General features: G+C 64.1%; 12 protein-coding genes. 3 read left to right on the top strand and 9 right to left on the bottom strand.

Annotated features, from left to right (window positions below; all coding sequences use genetic code 11):
- Positions 1–39 precede the first annotated feature (39 nt).
- Entirely contained in the window at positions 40–1,635 is a 1,596-nt protein-coding gene (locus MTX35_RS12970) for an ABC-F family ATP-binding cassette domain-containing protein (protein WP_243595370.1), read from the top strand.
- Between the two features lie 10 nt (positions 1,636–1,645).
- On the opposite strand, the gene MTX35_RS12965 is transcribed toward MTX35_RS12970, so the two are convergent.
- The 8 genes from MTX35_RS12965 to MTX35_RS12930 form a co-directional block, all read right to left on the bottom strand.
- Positions 1,646–3,262, bottom strand: a complete 1,617-nt coding sequence (locus MTX35_RS12965) for an AMP-binding protein (RefSeq protein WP_243595369.1) — start codon at positions 3,260–3,262, stop codon at positions 1,646–1,648.
- 21 nt (positions 3,263–3,283) lie between these two features.
- Complete coding sequence (locus tag MTX35_RS12960) at positions 3,284–4,585, bottom strand: DUF2786 domain-containing protein (protein WP_243595368.1); 1,302 nt, start codon at positions 4,583–4,585, stop codon at positions 3,284–3,286.
- A gap of 89 nt (positions 4,586–4,674) precedes the next feature.
- Positions 4,675–5,484, bottom strand: coding sequence for a hypothetical protein (locus MTX35_RS12955; RefSeq protein WP_243595367.1), 810 nt, complete (start codon positions 5,482–5,484; stop codon positions 4,675–4,677).
- 186 nt (positions 5,485–5,670) lie between these two features.
- A complete protein-coding gene (locus tag MTX35_RS12950) occupies positions 5,671–7,266 on the bottom strand; it encodes an FAD-dependent oxidoreductase (protein WP_243595366.1) in 1,596 nt (531 codons plus the stop codon).
- Between the two features lie 63 nt (positions 7,267–7,329).
- Positions 7,330–8,349, bottom strand: coding sequence for a diiron oxygenase (locus MTX35_RS12945; RefSeq protein ID WP_243595365.1), 1,020 nt, complete (start codon positions 8,347–8,349; stop codon positions 7,330–7,332).
- Positions 8,350–8,441: 92 nt separating this feature from the next.
- A complete protein-coding gene (locus tag MTX35_RS12940; protein WP_243595364.1) occupies positions 8,442–9,743 on the bottom strand; it encodes a hypothetical protein in 1,302 nt (433 codons plus the stop codon).
- A 91-nt stretch (positions 9,744–9,834) separates the two neighbouring features.
- Complete coding sequence (locus tag MTX35_RS12935) at positions 9,835–11,025, bottom strand: hypothetical protein (RefSeq protein ID WP_243595363.1); 1,191 nt, start codon at positions 11,023–11,025, stop codon at positions 9,835–9,837.
- A 24-nt stretch (positions 11,026–11,049) separates the two neighbouring features.
- Positions 11,050–11,724, bottom strand: a complete 675-nt coding sequence (locus MTX35_RS12930) for an NUDIX hydrolase (protein WP_243595362.1) — start codon at positions 11,722–11,724, stop codon at positions 11,050–11,052.
- A 61-nt stretch (positions 11,725–11,785) separates the two neighbouring features.
- Between MTX35_RS12930 and MTX35_RS12925 the strand changes: the two genes are divergently transcribed.
- Positions 11,786–12,712, top strand: a complete 927-nt coding sequence (locus MTX35_RS12925) for an ADP-ribosylglycohydrolase family protein (protein ID WP_243595361.1) — start codon at positions 11,786–11,788, stop codon at positions 12,710–12,712.
- Positions 12,709–13,218, top strand: coding sequence for an O-acetyl-ADP-ribose deacetylase (locus tag MTX35_RS12920; RefSeq protein WP_243595360.1), 510 nt, complete (start codon positions 12,709–12,711; stop codon positions 13,216–13,218). Before MTX35_RS12925 ends, MTX35_RS12920 begins: the two co-directional genes overlap by 4 nt.
- Positions 13,219–13,224: 6 nt before the next feature.
- Here the strand turns inward: MTX35_RS12920 and MTX35_RS12915 are convergent, their stop codons facing one another.
- Positions 13,225–13,914, bottom strand: coding sequence for an excalibur calcium-binding domain-containing protein (locus tag MTX35_RS12915; RefSeq protein WP_243595359.1), 690 nt, complete (start codon positions 13,912–13,914; stop codon positions 13,225–13,227).
- Between the last annotated feature and the right edge of the window lie 170 nt (positions 13,915–14,084).

Here is a 14,084-nt window from a genome sequence, read left to right as displayed (position 1 = left end):
ACGACTCAGCGGACCCGTGTTTTCAGGAGAAGTGAACGCTTGAGCTGGATCCGCTTGAACGATGTTGCCAAGGGATACGACCAGAAGGTGATGCTGCGTGAGGTTTTCTTCCGCCTCGCGGACGGCGATCGCATCGGTCTGATCGGCCGTAACGGCACGGGCAAGACCACTCTGCTGCAGCTCCTTCTCGGGCGCGAGACACCTGATTCCGGAACGGTCGATGTCACCGAGGGAGCGCGAATCGGGTACTTCTCGCAGTTCTCCGAACTCGACGGCGATCGCAGCATCCAAGCCGAGCTCGAATCTCTCTTCGGCACTGTGCACGCGATCGAGGTCGAATTGGCCGAGGTCGAAGCCGCACTCGGGGGCGACCTCGACGAGAAGCAGATGTACAAGCTGGTCGATCGCCAGGCCGAGCTACTCGACGCCATGGAGAACAGCGGCGGCTGGACCTATCACCAGCAGATCGACACGGTGCTGTCGATGCTGGGATTCAACACCGAGCGGCGCGAATTGCCCGTCGATCGGTTGTCCGGTGGCTGGCGCAACCGAGCGGCGCTGGCAAAGATTCTCATCGAAGCGCCGGATGTTCTACTCCTCGACGAGCCGACCAACTTCCTCGACGTGGCCGGGATCGCGTGGCTGGAGCGCTGGTTGCGTGATTTCCGAGGAGCGCTTCTGGTCGTCTCGCACGACCGCGCCTTCCTCGAACAGGTCGTCACCGGCATCGTCGAGATCGAGAACCATCACCTGCAGACCTACGACGGTAGCTACTCGGAATACGTTCAGCAGAAGCAGTTTCGACTCAAGAACCTCGAGCGCGAGTTCAGCAACGAGCAACAGTTGCTGGCCTACGAGCAGGAAGCGATCAGCGATCGCAAGGAAGCAGTGAAGAACCCCAGCGGGGTGCTCAAGCGGCGGCTCGCGAACATCAAGAAGAGCAAAAGTCCGCGCCCGGTGGACACGGTGGTCACCGCGATCTACGGCGGACTGCACGTCCACGACAACCTGGCGGAGATCACGGGGATCTCCAAGAGCTACGGCGAGCAACGACTCTTCGAGAACATCTCGTTCACCGTGCATCGAGGCGACCGTATCGCCATCACCGGACCGAACGGCTGTGGCAAGACAACCCTCGTCGACATCCTCGTCGGTGCCGAGCAACCGGACAGCGGCAAGATCAAATGGAAGACCAAGGCGCCGTCGTTCATCTACTACAACCAGGTGCTCGCCGATCTGGATCTCGACGACACGGTGTCGCACTCGGTCAACGCGATGCCGGGCAGCCTCGCACTGACGGCGACCAAGAAAGAAGTCCATCGCTTTCTGACACTGCTGCAGTTCTCCGAGATGGATCTCAAATCGAAGATCGGTGTTCTGTCCGGTGGACAGAAGGCACGAGTTGCATTGGCGCAGTGTCTGCTGTTCGGCGCAGGCGTGATCGTGCTCGACGAGCCCACCAACCACCTCGACCTGCCGAGCACCCAGGTGCTCGAGCGTGCCCTGATGGCGTTTCCCGGCGCGGTGATTCTGGTGAGCCACGACAGGTTCTTCGTCGAGAAGGTGGCGTTTCGGCAGTTGTCCTTCGACGGCACGGGCGGGGTCACCCAAATCGCCGGTGTGCAGATGGCGTGACCGAAGTGGGCTACCCGTTGATCTTCGAAGCGGACGTGCCCCACTCCGCGTCGCGCAGTTCCTTCTTCCTGATCTTGCCGGTCGATGTCTTCGGTAGCTCGACGATGAATTCGACTGCACGCGGGGCTTTGTAGGAGGCGATGGCAGATTTGACGTGCGCTACGAGGTCCGCCTCCGACACTTCCACGCCCGGTGCCAACACCACGAAGGCCTTGGGCCGCTCACCCCACTTGTCGTCCGGCACCCCGATCACCGCGACGTCGGCGACGGCAGGGTGGCTGGCGAGCGCCTGTTCCACCTCGATCGTCGAGATGTTCTCCCCGCCGGAAATGACCACGTCCTTGGCGCGATCGAGTAACTGAACATAGCCGTCGGGATGCATCACCCCGAGATCGCCCGAATGGAACCAGCCGCCCGCGAACGCCTGCCCGGTGCCGGCGGTGTCGGCGTAGTAGCCCTTCATGACGTTGTTGCCGCGCATGACGATTTCGCCCATTTCCACGCCGTCGGGTTCGACGTCGATCAGTGCTCCGCCGGGGCCTGGCGTCTCACGGACCACGCGCAACCGGTCGGCGGTGAGCATCCCGACACCCTGCCGAGCCAAGCGTCGGGCCTGCTCGTCACCGTCCAGTTCGAGCCATTCCTGCTTCGGCTCGCAGACCGAGTACGGACCGTAGGTCTCGGTGAGTCCGTAGACGTGCACGAGCGTTGCCCCCAGCGCACGAATCTTGCCGATGATCGTCGGGCTAGGGGGAGCGCCCGCTGTGACTATGGTCAGGGGCCGGTCGAGTGAATGTGCTTGCGCTGCAGTAGCAAGAGTGGTCAGTACGGTCGGCGCGCCGGCGAGGTGGTCGACGCCGTCGTCGATGGCGGACCAGATCGCATCGCCGCGGACACCGCGAAGGCAGACGTGCGTGCCCGACGCAGCAGTGACGGCCCAAGTGGTGCACCACCCGTTGCAATGGAACATCGGCAGCGTCCACAGATAGCGAGTGTCGATGCCGAATCCCTGGTGGTGCAGTTCTCCGAGCGAATTGAGGTAGGCACCGCGATGGGTGTACATCACTCCCTTGGGCCGACCGGTGGTGCCGGAGGTGTAGTTGATCGTGATGGTGGAGGTCTCGTCGTCGACCTCCCACTCCATCGGTTCGTCCGAGCCACGACCCAGGAAAGCGTCGTATCGCGTGGTGTGCGGCAACTTGCCGTAGGTGCCGTCCACCGAGGGAGTCTCGACGATCTCACGAACCGAATCGGCGATGGGATCGGTTCCGAGTCCGGTCAGCAGGTCCGAATCTCCCACCAGCAGAACCGAACCCGAATGGTCACAGATGTAGCGAACCTCGGCGGGCGACAGTCTGGTGTTGATTGCGACCAGAACGGCACCGGCCAAGGGAACGGCGTAGTGCGCGAACAACAGCTCTGCAGAGTTGGACGCGATGTACGCCACTCGATCTCCGTGGCCGACACCCGACGCGCGCAGTGCGTGCGCGAGTCGGGTGACGTCGGCGGCGAACTGCTCGTAGGTGAACGTCCTCGGCCCGTCCACCACGGCGGTCTTGTGGGGATGGACCTCCGCTGCGCGTTCGAGAAAGCGAAGGGGCGTCAAGGGAGTATCGAGACCGGTCATGGCAGTCAATGTAGCGCGCACTCACGAGGCCAGATCGGATTTGTCGATCCGCTCGCGCCCACCGGTAAGGTCCGCGCGTTCGGCGGCGGCACGGCCGGCATACGATCCCTCCGCATTGCCGCTGCCGAACGTGATCGTTTTCGTCGACGGGCACCGGGCAGCGTAGGCACGGTCCACGGCGTCGGATCGTTCCGCCATGATGGGCACCAGAGCCGATCCGTGTCGTTGCGTTGCAGCCGCAGTAGCTCTCTTGCGTGCCTCGTGCAATCGTTCGCCGACTCGGTGGGCGTACGCGATCAAGAATGCGTGACGGAAACTGCGGGTCCTCGCTGCCGGCGAATCGGCCACCTCGTCGAGTGCGCGTGCCGACTGGACCAGCAACGAGGTGTAGAGGAGTTCACACAGATCGAGATCGACGGGGAGACCCATCACGGTGGCCAGCAAGTACTTCTTCTTCCACAGTGTCCTGGCACCGTTTGCGTGACATACGCAGTGCAGCAGAAGCAGCTTGGCTTTGGAGTACGGATTGCTCACCATGATGCGTCGGGTGACGACATCGTCGATCAGGCTGCGAGGGTGCTCCGAATCGAGAAGCGCGCTGTCGATCGCATAGCGCGTCATCAGGTCCTGGGCCTTGGCCGACAATGCCTCTGCCTCAGCGGGGAATTGCGTCGACTCGGCCTTGGCCAGCAGCCCCCGGATTCTGCCGAGCATCTTCGTGTCCGTGGCTGGTCCGGGGCCGGTTGCTACCGACTGCGATGTCCAACGAGCTGGAGGAGGCAGGAGCTTTTCGAGGGGCAACAACCACGTTGCGCAACCGAGTACGAGCAACAGGGTGTACCAGGACTGCGCGGACGATCGTCGGTTGTACGAACGCCACCGCCGAAGGCGCTGGGCAGTCGTGCCCCCTGCGTGGTCGATGTGCAGCTCGGACAGTTGATCGCGCCAGGAATCCGGAGCGAGGCGTTCGGCCGAGCTTCGCTCCGCGTGTGCGGCGATGGCCTCGACCATGACCACTGTGCCGTCGCCTCCGGCGCATTGACGCGTCACGTGCACCAGTTCGGCAGGCTGCCAACCGTTCTCGAAAGCCGTGTCGAGTGCGCCGTCGAGTATTGTCGCCGCCCGATCGTGCACCGAACACGCCGGATCGGTTTCGTCTGCGGCGGACAGGCGCTCCGCGATCAGCTGCGTCATGTCCTTCGCCGACGAACCCAACTGGGCGAAACCGATTCCGCTGTCCAGCAATTCGTGCGGATCGGCACTCTCGCGCTTATTCGTGGCGTGTGTGTACTTGAAAATGCTGCCCGAATCGATACGACTCATCGTCGTCCCCTCCACGTCCCCCGGTGTGGTCCCCGAACTTTTCGGTAGATCGCAGAGTAGGGGAGGGGTCCGACAGAGTTTCGAACGTATCAGCGAGGGGCAAGCATCTGCAGCAATTCTTCGACCGACGGCAGGCCGGGAATCACGGGGAGGTTCGGAACAGGAGCGGCGGCCGGCGGTGCCGTCAACTCGACGCCGCCGAGACCTGCCATGACGTCGTCGGTGTTGGATCGGGTCGGTCCGTATGTATTGGACGCAATGACGAAATCATCGCCGATCGACGCGGACGCGACCACACTCGATCGGTCGTCGGCCCATCCCCACTTGGTCCCGGTCACGCCGGACAACTGCTCGGTGCCCCAGTCCTGAACCATTCCATCGCGTGCCACAGGAGCCGCGGTGTTCATCCAGGCGAGGACGGGGCTGGCGGGATCGGTGCGCTTCTTCGCCGCCAAGAATCGCACGGTGTCGGCTGTGCTCGTGGACGAGTTGCCCCAGAAACCGCCCCGCGAGGTAGAGGTGAGTCCGTATTCCGCGGCGGTTGCCGAAATCGCCTGGGGGTATTTGTTGTCGAGCGTCGAAGCGGCACCGTCGTCGCTGACCTCTACCATCCTGGCGGCCAGGTCGAGGTCTCTGGGCGAACCGTCGCCGAAGCGGACGACGTAGTCGGCCATGTAGAGCTTGACCGTCGACAGTCCTGGGCGCGCCGAGCTGTCCTCCGCGCTGCCCACGTACGTCCCCGTCGGGATGTGTTCGTACGACAACGAGGTTCGGGCCGGAACATCCGAGAGGTCGCCGGGTGTCGGCAGGGCCTGGGCCGGTGCTGCGCACACCAACGCCACAGCGATACCGACAATTGGGACAGCAGTCCTGGTGAAGATGCGTCGCAGGGCCGGCATCTCGTGCTCCTCGAGGTGTTGGCCCGCCGTGAATCGGTGGCCGATGACTGTAGCTACCCCGATGGTGGACGGTTCAACCTCACGCCGCTTTCCCCGGTTCTGCGGCCTTCGTCACCTGGATGAATGTGGCTTTCTTGCAGTTGGAGTGACCGAAAGCCGCATTGATCCCAACCGGGGGGTGAGTAATCAGGACCGGCGCAGCGCCGAGAGCATCTCCTTCGAGCGTTGCAGAGCGCCCCGGGTCGACTCGGTCGGCCAGGTGTCGGGCAACTCGATCGGGTCGGTGAGACGGCCTGCATTGAAGTCGTCCACGAGATGGCCGACGGTTTCCTGGGCGCAGGATTTGTTGGTCCCGATGAACCCGGAGGGACCGCGCTTGATCCAGCCGGTGACGTAGCGGCCGACCTCGACGGGTCCGCCCGGTTCCTGCAGAATGCGTCCGCCGGCGTTCGGGATGATCCCGGCACGATCGTCGAACGGAACGCCGGGGAGAGCGACGCCACGGTAGCCGATGGACGTGAGGACGAGGCCGGCGTCGATGCGGTCGACTTCCCCCGTCGGAATGCTGCGGACCACGTCGTCGCTGTCCACGGTCAGGCCCATGCGATCGAACTCGATGCCTGTCACCCGGTCGGTGCCCAGGATGCTGGTGGGGGACAGCAGGTAGCGCAGCGTGATGCGCTTTCTGGCGCTGGGTTCGGGTGATTCGTCGACGTGGCGGAGCAGTTGAAGCTTCTGCGCCACGGCGTGGGGAAGGTCGTCGGTCGCGGCGAGTCGGACGGTCACCGGATCGAGTGCCAGTTCACTACGGTCGATGGCCAGGTCGATGTCGGGAACGGTCAGCAATCCGGCGAACTCGGGAACGGTGAACGCAGACTGCGCCACACCCCGCCTGCCGACGACGACCACCTCACGAACTGCGCTGTGACGCAGGGCTTCCAAGGCATACGGTGCGATGTCGGTCTGGGCGAGCGCATCCGGGTTCATCGTCAGGATACGGGCGACGTCGAGTGCCACGTTGCCGTTGCCGACGACGACGGCGCGCTCGTGTGAGAGATCGAACGTGCGGTGCGCATGATCGGGGTGCCCGTTGTACCAGGCGACGAAATCGGTTGCCGACGTACGCCCGGGCAGTTCGGCACCTGGGATGCCGAGCTCGCGATCGGATGATGCCCCGACCGCGTAGATCACGGCATGGTGGCTGTCCATCAACTCGTCGTGGGTGATGTCCTTACCGACCTCGACGCCGAGGTGGTAGGTGAAACCCTCTTGCGCAGAGATGGTTTCGAACAGACGCGACACCTGACGCGTCTTCTGATGATCGGGTGCGACGCCGAGTCGAGCGAGTCCGTGCGGTTGCGGAAGCCGGTCGTAGACATCGACGCTCACGCCGGGTTGAGTGAGCAACTCGTCCGCCGCGTACATGGCCGACGGACCGGATCCGACGATCGCCACTCGAAGCGGCTGGCGATCCCGCGAGACCGATGCAGCCGGCGTCACAGGTGCCAGGATCGGCCGAGGGGGACGCTCCTGCTTGTAGAAATCCGCGTTGATCGTCAAGAACGGCAGTTGCGCCTCGGTCAATTTTGCCTGCGGCACAATGGCATCGACCGGACAGGCCGAAACGCACGCGCCGCAGTCGACGCACGATTGCGGATCGATGTGCAGCATCTCCGCCGTCAGGAAGTCCGGCTCGTCGGGGGTGGGATGAATGCAGTTGACGGGACACGCGTAGACGCACGACGCGTCGCTGCAACATGACTGGGTGACGACGTGGGGCATGAGGGGTTCCTGACGGCAGAGGCAAGAAGGCTGAGCGGCGAGAGGGCTGTGGGGGCTGGAGACCTAGGCGGCGAACTGGCTCGAGCTACGGTCCGGCTCGCTACGGAAACGTGAGGCCTTGCCGTCGATTCCGCACATCTTCCACATCAGGCGAGCAGCACGATTCATCATGCCGGTGTCGGTGGCCAACATGCGGACATCGCCGAAGTAGTCCTGCAGTGCATGCTGCGATTCCGGGGTGCCCCAGAACAGGTCTTTCTTCACCTGCTTCGGGATGTCGAACTTCGTCCAGAACTTCTTCGGCGGGATGACGATGACGTCGCACAGGATGCGCATCGTGATCGGGAAGGCCAACGAGAGCAAGAACCGTCCGGCCTTGGACATCTTGGGGACTCGGCGACGCAGCAACTGGTGTGCGAACGAGATATGTCGCGCTTCTTCGGCAACGTGAATGGCCATGACGCTCTGCATGATCGGGTGGATGTCTTCACCGGACCGCAGGACCGACTTCTGGATGTGGTCGATGGGCTCCTCGCCTGCGAGGACGCCGACGAAGAACAGTTCGGGCAACAGCGTCGCGAACAGCGGGATGAACGGCGAGAGCATCTTCATGGGCCGACTCATGCCGGGGGCGTCGGAATCGACGCGGTTGACCATCTCCTGGAACATCAGGGTGTGGTTGCACTCTTCGATGGATTCGTGGGTGCAGTAGCGTGCCTCGGCCGAGCCGTTCGGCAGCGAGAACACGTACTGCATCATGCCGCGGATCAGGATGTTCTCGAACTGAAGACCGACCTTGGCGACGTTGGCCTGACGCCACATGCCGATTTCGATCTGCTTCTCGAGGGGAAGCGCGCGGTACCAGGCGTGGCCACCGATCGGGTCCGTCTTGACCGGAAGGACCCAGCGAGGATCGTTCGCGGGCACCGCAAACTTCTCGGACTCCCAGTCGATGTCCACGTACGGGTCGAAGTGCTTGTGCACAGAACCCTCGGACAGCAAGGTGAGCGTCTCGTTGTACTGCTGTTCGTCCGTGGCGTCGGTATCGACCGAAACGGACGTAGTGCCTGTCGTCAGTGTCATGGCTTCTCCAAACGAGGTGCGAACATAGAGTTAATGTAACCCCAGTTAACACGAAAGGGAAGCGCGCGAGTGAAATCCTGTTCGTCTACCGTCTACTGATCGTCCGAACGCTCGTCGGAAATCTCCGCGACCTCGTCGGTCTCGAACAGCTGCAACTGGATCGCCGAGGGGTCGACCACCGGCGTGACCTGCTCAGGTGTGCTGCGAAGTACCTCGCGCAGAGCAGCTACAGCGCGTCCCCACTTGCCGGCCTCTCGGTCTGCCTCGTCGACGTCGCAGTGCTCGTCACCGAGATCCGCGGCGACGGCCATACCGCGCCACGAGGCCTCCTGCTCGGCGCTGATGCGCAGGTAGGACACGACGACATCGCGATCGGATGAGCAACATCCCAGGACGGTGTCGATGTCGAGGGGTTCTTCGGATCGGGCAACGAGCTCGACCAATTCGAGCAGCTTCTCCGGAAAGTCCTCCGCGTCGATCGGCGGTGGCGTCGGTTCCCCGAGTGCGCCGCCGAAATCCTCGGCGAACTTCTCGTCGACCTGCTCCCACACGTGACTGAGCATCCGCACTGCCCACAGCAGGTGGTCGGCGACGAAGGGTGACCCGCTGACCCGTACCTGCGCGACGATGCAGTCCTGAACCAGGTGCAGCATCACATCGGGCAGTTGCAGATTGAGATCGACCAGCAACTCGGCTGCGCGGGTTCGTCCCGACACAGCGTGCACCAGCGTCGAATTGATTTCGACCACAGGTTCGGTGGGCTTGACCGACACGTAGGCGGTGCCGCCCACGAACCGCAGGGGGATGTCTCCGTCGGGGTCGTGATCCGGAGGGAAACCGAACCATGGCTCCAGGGCTCGATCGACGAGTTGCTGTAGGTGTTCCTTGCCCTTCGGCTGCACACACTGTGGAACGATCGTCGGGCCGGACTCGGCAGTGGTGGCGTCGAAACTCGGGACGTCGTAGCGACCGGTGGCGCGCGAGCCGAGGAAGGACGGGTGGGGCAGACCCCAGATGTCGCGGAACACCGCGACGGTCTTCTTTGCCAGATCATCGGACCACGAGCGATTGCGGTCCACGTGCGGTGCTGTGGGCTCGGAATCGACCGACATGCGAAAGCCGATCCGGCCCAGTGCTTCTCGTTGCTCGTCGGTGATGGCGCGGCTACTGTGTAGGTGCTCGTTCGCCGGAATTTCGCAGCGGACCATATCGAGATCCCAGGCGTAGAACTGCACGCAGGCGGCGGTGTCGGGCACGCCGTCGGTGGTGTCGTAACGTGACTCGATCACCAGCGCATCGCCGTCGCGCATCGCGCTGACGTAATCGCCCAGCTTGCGCTGGAACTGCATCCAGGCAGCATCGACGTCGAAGTCGAACTCGAGTGAATCGCTCATGTCGGCTCCTTACCCAGATCGCGTTGACGTAACGCACAGTCGATGACGCTAGCGGCGACCACCGACACGGTCTCGGCGCTCGCGGGGGCCGTCACGACGACGCCGAATCCTCGACCGAGCCGTAGAGCGGGTCGTCCTGCGACTCCTCGTCGATCGCTCCGAACGGCTGCGCCTCGGCAACACCGTCCAGCACCGCCGGACGCAACGCGTGCGGAACGGCGAGTACCTCCTCGATCCTGACGAGGATGCCCTGCTCGATGAGGGATCGAACGCGGTGGTCGATCAGCTGCGCGGTACGCAGGTCCTCGCCCTCCAGCTCGGCGTAATCCTCGCCCTCGTTGTTGATCGGCAGCTCGTCGGTCATGGCGGCCAGAAGCGTCTGCACCGCGAACGTGTTGGCCAGCGACCGTGACACATCGGGGTCGTCGCCATCTCCCGACAGCTGCACGCGGACGTGTTCGGCAACCAGTTCGTGCACGGTCTCGGCTCCACGGTCGGCCAGCGAATGTGCATTGTCGCCGGGCCTGGCAGTGTCTCCGTCGATGCGAATGAGTTCTGTTGCGATGGCCGTCGACCAGTAATCGACCGCGGCACCCGCGTCGAGCCGGGCAGGATCGAGCGGGGCGGAGTCGACGGCGCGCTGCAGGTCGGCATCGTCGCCCACCGCCAATCCGTCGGCCACGCGCGCGACGATCTCGTCGAGTGCAGGCAGCAGCGGCAGCCCCGAGATCGCCGCGAGTTCTTGGGCAAGGGAAACGTCGGGCAGGTCGATGTCGTCGGCGTCGAGCATGTCGGGTTCGTCGCCCTCGAGGAAGTCCGAGAGGTCTTCCATGCAGTGCGCGTAGTCCTCGGGGCTGCCGTCCCAGAGATCGGTCTCGTCGAGGAAGGTCAGGTACTGCAGCGAGGTGAGAACGAGATTGACCGCGGTGTCCTCGGCCGTCTCGGACTCTTCCTGAAGGATGCGTTCGGCCGCATCGACCAGCAGGTGTGCATCGGCGGGCAGCCAGGCGCTGGGGGAGAAGCCCTGACGAGCACCGGCAAGTTGGGTCAGCGTCGACGACACGAGCCGAGAGATCGCCTCCGACTGTTCTGCCATCTCGCTCTCGTCGAGCCATTCGACGAATCCGTCGATCAGATCGGCGATGCGTTCGGTCTCGACACCGCTCGGAGCCGGTCGGGATTGCTGGTGACGCCGTTGCCGGGCCTTGGTCTTTTCTGCACGTTTCTGTCCGCGGTTGGCAGGCCGCTTCGATCCCATGGCTTGCAGCTTATCTGCTGTCATGTCCGGTTTCGTCGATCCATGCCCTCAGCCGAGTAGGAACGAGCCCGTGGACGGAGGGAGAGTCGAGTCCGCCGCGCGGCGATACAGTTCGGCGGGGCGCCCGCCGCCTGCGGTCGACGTCGCGCCCGTTCCCTGTAACGAGCCGATGACGTGGCGTCGGAACGTGTCTTTCGGCAGCGGGCGATCGAAGACGATCTCGTACAGCTCGCGGAGTTCGAGAAGTGTGAATTCCGCATCCATCAACAGTGCGGGATCGACCTCACGCGCGTAACGACCGCGCAGGTCGTCCACTGCTTCGGCCACCATGTCGTCGTGGTCGAAGGCCAGCGGAGACACCGGCCTCGTGTCGTCGACGAGCATGGATTCGGTTGTCGGAGTGAGTGATCGGATCGACACTGCCGCGCTGTGCGCCATCGACAGCACCCAGCCGCGATCGTCGCGGTCGGGGGCGTCGAACATTCTCAGTTGATGAAACGTGAGGTCGACGATGCCTGCTTTCGTCCTCAATGCGCGGTCGGCCGCGTCGGCGAGAGTCTCTTCGGGGTGCAGGAACGTACCCGGCAGTGCAAGGCCTCGTTCCGAGGGCACCACGACCACATGCAATCGCCGTTCGCGGACGGTCAGTACTGCCACATCGACCGCCACCGAGGGTCGCGGGTAGTCGATCAGGGCCTGGCCTCCTCGGTCTCTCCACGTCATGCCTTGCATCTTAGCGCGAATCTGATCTATAGTTAGCGCAACATCGATCTAAGGGGTACTCATGCACTTGACGGACGTTCAGCACGATCGAGCGAGGGGCGTTCTGCTCGGAACCGCAGTGGGCGACGCGTTGGGCGCGGGCTACGAGTTCGGATATCCGACGCCCGAGAGAACCATCGCCATGATCGGCGGCGGCACATTCGACTGGGCCCCGGGGGAATGGACCGACGACACCTCGATGGCGCTCTGCGTCGCGCGCGCACTCGAGCAGGGTGGCGACGTGGACGACATCGCTGCACACTTCCGCGACTGGTTCGCCCAGAACCCTCCCGACGTGGGAAACCAGACTCGTCTGGTGCTGTCGCGGCCGACTCGCGATGGTGCCGATATGACTGCGGTGGCAGCGTCGTTGTCGGGTAGAACCGGCGGCAACGGATCGCTCATGCGAACGGCGCCGGTTGCCCTCGCCTACCTCGACGACCCGGCCGGCTGTCGAGATGCCGCGGCGCGGATCAGTGCCCTCACCCATTCCGACCCCCGTGCCGGTCAAGCCTGCCAACTATGGAGTCACGCAATTCGATACGCGGTTCTGAACTCGACCTACGACGGCGTGACCGAATTTCTGGACGATGCCGACCCCGACGTTTGCGACTTCTGGCAACCATTGATCCATCAGGCACAGGAGGGGGAGCCGGACGACTTCCCGAACAACGGCTGGGTGGTGCACGCTCTGCAGACGGCGTGGTGGGCGATCCATCGGTCTGCCGATTCGGATCGGCCCCTGCCCGCCGCTCTCGAATCGTGTGTCCGCGCAGGCGGCGACACCGACACCACGGCGGCCATAGCCGGAGGGCTCCTCGGAGCGCGTTGGGGCGCATCGGCGGTGCCGAGCGACTGGCGCGACATCGTCCACGGCTACCCAGGGTTCCGAGCCGACGATCTCGACCGAATCACCTCGAACATCATTGCAGCGAAGGACATTTCATGACGATCATCGACGTCGTCCAGGGCGACATCACGGACGTGGCCGCAGATGCGATCGTCAATGCCGCCAACACACGACTGCTAGGTGGTGGCGGAGTGGACGGTGCAATCCACCGCGCCGGCGGGCTGGACATCCTCGCCGAATGCAAGGCGCTGCGGGCCACCACCCTGCCGCACGGACTCGAGGTCGGCGCAGCCGTCGCGACCACCGCGGGCCGGCTACGTGCAGCGTGCGTCATCCACACCGTCGGTCCGCGGTACTCCCCGCACGAGGACAGGTCGGAATTGCTGCGGCTGTGCTACGTCCGCAGTCTGGCTCTCGCGGCGTCGATGAACCTGAAGTCCATCGCGTTCCCCTTGATTTCCGGCGGCTCGTACGGATGGCCGACGCACGAAGCCGTCACCCAACAGGTCGTCGCGGTCATGGCAGCAGGGCCGTCCGTCGACCTCGTCATGTTGGTCGCCTACACCCGAGAAGCGGCGGACCTGACGCGGCGGTTGGTGGGTTGACTGTGGTCAGTTCTCGCAGCCGACGCCATCTTCGTCACGGTCCAGCTTGGTGCTGTATCCCGGATCCCCGGCGTAGATCGGGGCTGCACCCGCCGCACGGACCGCATCGCAATTGGCGTACGAGACAACGGAAGGCACTGCGGCCAACGGCGCGGGGGCGGTGTAGACCGGCTCAGGTGTGTAGACGGGCTCCGGGATGTACACGGGCTCGGGATCGGGCAGTGGGATGTACTCCGTTGTCGTCGGTAGCTCGACGACGGCGGCCACGGCTTCGGTCGTCGGAGCCGCGGTTGTCGTGGTCGGGGCCGGTGTCGTGGTGGAGGGCGTCGGTGCGACGGTCGTCGTGACGGTCGGCAATGCGGGCACGGCCGCGACCGGTGCGATGGCGGTCGTGGTCTCGGGTTCGGTCGTGGTGGTCAGCCCCATCACGAACAGTGCGGGGAGGACGGCGATGGCAGGTACCGCCCAGACCTTGCGACCCCGCGCGGGCGACGAGCGCAGGTACACGACTCCGGTGCCGACCAGCAACGCGCCGACCAGCACCGCACCGAACTCGAACGAGACGATCGCTCCGATCAGAAAGAACGCCCCGAAAACGATTGCGGTCCAGGCGAATACCTTCCCGAGCAGGGGGCGGCGAGGCGTCTGTGCCTCGGGTGCCGGACGCTGAAAGGGTGGCGGGTAGGCGCTGGTCATGTCGAGAGTCCGTTCGGGTCGCGAGAGTTGTCGATGTCGCGGCCGAGATGTGACCCGCGAGACCGGAAGCAACCGTCTCGTTCTCTTCGAACCGGTCGGTCGCTTTTCCGTTCATCATGTCGCACCGACGGGGTTCGTCGTTACATTCCGTGAGAGAACGGCGACCGCCG

Source organism: Rhodococcus sp. ARC_M12 (assembly GCF_022810385.1).
Taxonomy (GTDB): domain Bacteria; phylum Actinomycetota; class Actinomycetes; order Mycobacteriales; family Mycobacteriaceae; genus Rhodococcoides; species Rhodococcoides navarretei.
Note: the sequence above shows the minus strand (reverse complement) of the source record. Positions and strands in the feature narration are given on the sequence as shown.

Bases quoted from the DNA above. Each gene is read 5' to 3' on its own strand.
- MTX35_RS12955 (WP_243595367.1), bottom strand. From the start codon at position 5,484: ATGCCGGCCCTGCGACGCATCTTCACCAGGACTGCTGTCCCAATTGTC.
- MTX35_RS12950 (WP_243595366.1), bottom strand. From the start codon at position 7,266: ATGCCCCACGTCGTCACCCAGTCATGTTGCAGCGACGCGTCGTGCGTC.
- MTX35_RS12920 (WP_243595360.1), top strand. From the start codon at position 12,709: ATGACGATCATCGACGTCGTCCAGGGCGACATCACGGACGTGGCCGCA.
- MTX35_RS12930 (WP_243595362.1), bottom strand. From the start codon at position 11,724: ATGACGTGGAGAGACCGAGGAGGCCAGGCCCTGATCGACTACCCGCGA.
- MTX35_RS12965 (WP_243595369.1), bottom strand. From the start codon at position 3,262: ATGACCGGTCTCGATACTCCCTTGACGCCCCTTCGCTTTCTCGAACGC.
- MTX35_RS12935 (WP_243595363.1), bottom strand. From the start codon at position 11,025: ATGACAGCAGATAAGCTGCAAGCCATGGGATCGAAGCGGCCTGCCAAC.
- MTX35_RS12960 (WP_243595368.1), bottom strand. From the start codon at position 4,585: ATGAGTCGTATCGATTCGGGCAGCATTTTCAAGTACACACACGCCACG.
- MTX35_RS12925 (WP_243595361.1), top strand. From the start codon at position 11,786: ATGCACTTGACGGACGTTCAGCACGATCGAGCGAGGGGCGTTCTGCTC.
- MTX35_RS12940 (WP_243595364.1), bottom strand. From the start codon at position 9,743: ATGAGCGATTCACTCGAGTTCGACTTCGACGTCGATGCTGCCTGGATG.
- MTX35_RS12915 (WP_243595359.1), bottom strand. From the start codon at position 13,914: ATGACCAGCGCCTACCCGCCACCCTTTCAGCGTCCGGCACCCGAGGCA.
- MTX35_RS12945 (WP_243595365.1), bottom strand. From the start codon at position 8,349: ATGACACTGACGACAGGCACTACGTCCGTTTCGGTCGATACCGACGCC.